Source organism: Streptomyces sp. NPDC058375, assembly GCF_042723425.1.
GTDB lineage: Bacteria > Actinomycetota > Actinomycetes > Streptomycetales > Streptomycetaceae > Streptomyces > Streptomyces durocortorensis.
Genome location: NZ_JBHXJG010000402.1, coordinates 1 through 4,171, shown reverse-complemented (window position 1 = coordinate 4,171; position 4,171 = coordinate 1). Strand labels below are relative to the sequence as shown.

The 4,171-nt window shown below is 71.3% G+C and carries 4 protein-coding genes; 1 reads left to right on the top strand and 3 read right to left on the bottom strand.

Annotated features, from left to right (window positions below; translation table 11 throughout):
• Positions 1-57: 57 nt before the first annotated feature.
• Genes ACFWM7_RS34120 through deoC form a run of 3 tightly spaced genes read right to left on the bottom strand, consistent with a single transcriptional unit; the run spans position 58 to position 3,357 of the window.
• Positions 58-975 (bottom strand): aldehyde dehydrogenase family protein, encoded by a 918-nt coding sequence (locus ACFWM7_RS34120; protein WP_383268331.1) that lies wholly within the window; start codon positions 973-975, stop codon positions 58-60.
• A complete protein-coding gene (locus ACFWM7_RS34115) occupies positions 968-2,404 on the bottom strand; it encodes an aldehyde dehydrogenase family protein (RefSeq protein WP_383268328.1) in 1,437 nt (478 codons plus the stop codon). The genes ACFWM7_RS34120 and ACFWM7_RS34115 overlap by 8 nt, the downstream gene beginning before the upstream one ends.
• A 5-nt stretch (positions 2,405-2,409) precedes the next feature.
• On the bottom strand, positions 2,410-3,357 hold the full coding sequence (deoC, locus tag ACFWM7_RS34110) for a deoxyribose-phosphate aldolase (protein WP_383268334.1): 948 nt from the start codon (positions 3,355-3,357) through the stop codon (positions 2,410-2,412).
• A 134-nt stretch (positions 3,358-3,491) separates the two neighbouring features.
• Between deoC and ACFWM7_RS34105 the strand changes: the two genes are divergently transcribed.
• Entirely contained in the window at positions 3,492-4,130 is a 639-nt protein-coding gene (locus tag ACFWM7_RS34105; protein ID WP_383268325.1) for a PH domain-containing protein, read from the top strand.
• Positions 4,131-4,171 lie beyond the last annotated feature (41 nt).

Sequence of the window (4,171 nt, the reverse complement as noted above, 5' to 3'; positions counted from 1 at the left end):
GGGCCGCCCCGGGGTGGGAGGGCGGCCCCGTTCGGGTACCTGTGGCGCTGTCCGTACTCAGTACGACGAGCCCGAGGCCCCCAGCGCACCCGTCGGGTGCCAGACCGTCTTGGTCTCCAGGAACGCCGTCAGGCGGTGCGTGCCGGGGGAGGCCAGCCAGTCCGTGGAGTCCGACGCGCCATCCGCGTCCACAGGCTGTGGACGAAGGACGCGCTTCAGGTTGTCGGCCGCCGCGATCTCCAGCTCCTTCGCCAGTGCGGTGTCCGCGCCGGTGAGGTCGATCGCGTTGACGTCCTGGTGGGCGGCGAGCGGGGCGGCGATCTCCGCCGTCGCGCCCGACAGGATGTTGACCACACCGCCGGGTACGTCCGAGGTGGCCAGCACCTCGCCCAGCGAGAGCGCGGGCAGCGGGGCGTCGGCGGAGGCGATGACGACCGCCGTGTTGCCGGTCGCGATGACCGGGGCGATCACCGAGACCAGGCCGAGGAACGACGAGTTCTGCGGTGCGAGGACCGCGACGACACCCGTCGGCTCGGGGGTGGAGAGGTTGAGATACGGGCCCGCGACCGGGTTGGCCCCGCCGGAGATCTGCCCGATCTTGTCGGTCCAGCCCGCGTACCAGACCCAGCGGTCGATCGCCGCGTCGACGACGGCCGCCGCCTTGGACTTCGACAGCCCTTCGGAGGCCGCCACCTCGCGGACGAACTGCTCCTTGCGGCCCTCCAGCATCTCCGCGACGCGGTAGAGGACCTGGCCGCGGTTGTACGCGGTCGCGCCCGACCAGCCGCCGAACGCCTTGCGCGCGGCCACGACCGCGTCGCGCGCGTCCTTGCGGGAGGACTGCGGCGCGTTGGCGAGCCACTGGCCCTTGGAGTCGGTCACCTCGTACACCCGGCCGCTCTCGGAGCGGGGGAACTTGCCCCCGACGTACAGCTTGTAGGTCTTGAAGACACCAAGACGGTTCTGGTCAGACATCGAGGTACGCCTCCAGGCCGTGGCGGCCGCCCTCGCGGCCGTAGCCCGACTCCTTGTAGCCGCCGAACGGCGACGTGGGGTCGAACTTGTTGAACGTGTTGGCCCAGACGACGCCCGCGCGGAGCTTGCCCGCGACCGCGAGGATGCGGGAGCCCTTCTCCGTCCAGATGCCGGCCGAGAGGCCGTACTGACTGTTGTTGGCCTTGGCGACGGCCTCGTCCGGGGTACGGAACGAGAGCACCGAGAGGACCGGGCCGAAGATCTCGTCACGGGCGACCGTGTGGGCCTGCGTGACGTTGGTGAAGAGGGTCGGCGCGAACCAGTAACCCGACGACGGCAGTTCGCAGGGGGCGCTCCAGCGCTCCGCGCCCTCCGCCTCGCCGGTCTCCACCAGGGTGGTGATCCGGGCGAGCTGCTCGGCGGAGTTGATCGCGCCGATGTCGGTGTTCTTGTCCAGCGGGTCGCCGAGACGGAGGGTGGACAGCCGGCGCTTCAGCGCGTCCAGCACCTCGTCCTGGACCGACTCCTGGACCAGCAGCCGGGAGCCCGCGCAGCAGACCTGGCCCTGGTTGAAGAAGATCCCGGTGACGATGCCCTCGACGGCCTGGTCGATCGGGGCGTCGTCGAACACGATGTTCGCGCCCTTGCCGCCCAGCTCCAGGGTGACCTTCTTGTCCGTACCCGCGACGGAGCGCGCGATGGCCTTGCCGACGGCGGTCGAACCGGTGAAGGCGACCTTGTTGACGTCCGGGTGCGTGACGAGCGCCTCGCCCGCGTCCCCGTAACCGGTGAGGATGTTGACGACGCCCTTGGGCAGCCCGGCCTGGCGGCAGATGTCCGCGAAGAAGAGCGCGGAGAGCGGCGTCGTCTCGGCGGGCTTCAGGACCACCGTGTTGCCCGTGGCGAGCGCCGGAGCGATCTTCCACGCCAGCATCAGCAGCGGGAAGTTCCACGGGATGACCTGGCCTGCCACCCCCAGCGGGCGCGGGTCGGCCCCGTAGCCCGCGTGGTCCAGCTTGTCGGCCCAGCCCGCGTAGTAGAAGAAGTGCGCGGCGACCAGCGGGAGGTCCGCGTCGCGGGTCTCCTTGATCGGCTTGCCGTTGTCGAGCGTCTCCAGGACGGCCAGCTCGCGGCTGCGCTCCTGGATGATCCGGGCGATCCGGAACAGGTACTTGGCGCGCTCGGAGCCGGGCAGCGCCGACCACTTCTCGAACGCCTTCCGTGCCGCCTTCACGGCCCGGTCCACGTCCGCCGCGCCCGCCTGCGCGACTTCGGACAGGACCTCTTCGCTGCTCGGCGAGACGGTCTTGAAGACCTTGCCGTCGGCGGCCTCGGTGAACTCGCCGTCGATGAACAGCCCGTACGACGGGGCGATGTCGACGACGGAACGGGACTCCGGCGCCGGTGCGTACTCGAATGCGGATGCCATGGCTATCAGTCCACCGTCACGTAATCGGGGCCGGAGTAACGGCCGGTGCTGAGCTTCTGGCGCTGCATCAGCAGGTCGTTGAGCAGGCTGGACGCGCCGAACCTGAACCAGTGCGGGTCCAGCCAGTCCTCGCCCGCGGTCTCGTTCACCAGGACCAGGAACTTCACCGCGTCCTTGGTGGTGCGGATGCCGCCGGCCGGCTTCACGCCGATCTGTACGCCGGTGGCCGCCCGGAAGTCCCGGACCGCCTCCAGCATGAGGAGGGTGTTGGCGGGGGTGGCGTTGGTGGCCACCTTGCCGGTCGAGGTCTTGATGAAGTCCGCGCCCGCGAGCATGCCGATCCAGGAGGCCCGGCGGATGTTGTCGTACGTGGACAGCTCGCCGGTCTCGAAGATCACCTTGAGGCGGGCCTCGCCGCACTCCGCCTTCACGGCGAGGATCTCCTCGTACACCTTCAGGAACCGGCCGGAGAGGAACGCCCCCCGGTCGATCACCATGTCGATCTCGTCGGCCCCGGCCGACACGGCGTCGCGGACGTCCGCGAGCTTGACGTCCAGCGCGGCACGGCCCGCCGGGAAGGCGGTCGCCACGGACGCCACCTTCACACCGGAGCCGGCGACCGCGGCGGCGGCGGTGGCCGCCATGTCGGGATAGACGCAGACCGCGGCGGTGCGCGGCGTCGTGCGGTCGGTCGGGTCGGGGTTGACGGCCTTGGCGGCGAGAGCCCGGACCTTGCCCGGGGTGTCCGCGCCTTCCAGCGTCGTCAGGTCGATCATCGAGATGGCGAGATCGATGGCGTACGCCTTGGCCGTCGTCTTGATCGAACGGGTTCCGAGGGATGCGGCGCGCGCTTCGAGGCCGACGGCGTCGACGCCGGGCAGCCCGAACAGGAAGCGGCGCAGCGCACTGTCGGACGCCGTCGCGTCGGAAAATGCGGGAGCAGTGGTGGGCATGGTCACCAGAGGAGCATATCTACGCGCGTAGCGACCTGTACAGGGGGCCGGGCGATCCGTGCGATTCGACCCCGGAGCGCGAGCGCGGGCGGGCGCTCCGCCGGGCCGGACGGCCATCGGGCAGAATCGGCCCCATGACGAGCCCCACACCTCCCGCAGAGCCGCCCCCCGCCGACCGGACCTACCGTTCCGTGGCCGCGCTGGTCTGCGGGTCGCTGCTGCTCCTGCTGATCGCCTGGATGGGCGGGGACGCCATGATCCGGGGCGAGGGGCGTACGCCGTGGCTCGCGCTGGCCGGGCTGCTCCTCGTGGTGCCGCTGGTGGTGGCGTTCACCCTGCGGCCCGCCGTCTTCGCCAACGACGAGCACATCCGGGTCCGCAACCCGTTCCGGACGATCCAGCTCCCCTGGACCGAGGTCGCCGACGTACGGGCCTCGTACTCCTCCGAACTGCTCACCCAGGACGGCACGAAGTACCAGCTGTGGGCGATCCCCGTCTCCCTGCGCGCCCGCAAGCGCGCGGCGCGCAGCGCGGCCCGCGCGGCGCACGACGACCCCTACGGCCGTACGTCGGTCAGCGCCGACGTCCGCGACTCCGCCGGGCGCACTGCCTCGGCCGACCAGACCGTCCGCGATCTGCGGGACATCGCCGAGCGGGCCGGTGACACGACCCCCGAGGGCGCGGACCGGGGCTCGGCGCGCTGGGCGTACGAGGTGATCGCCCCGGCCGTCGCGGGGGCCGTCCTGCTCCTGGTGGTGGGAGCGACCGGCTGAGGCCGACGCCACCGAACCCGGAAGGGCCGGCACCCCCGGAG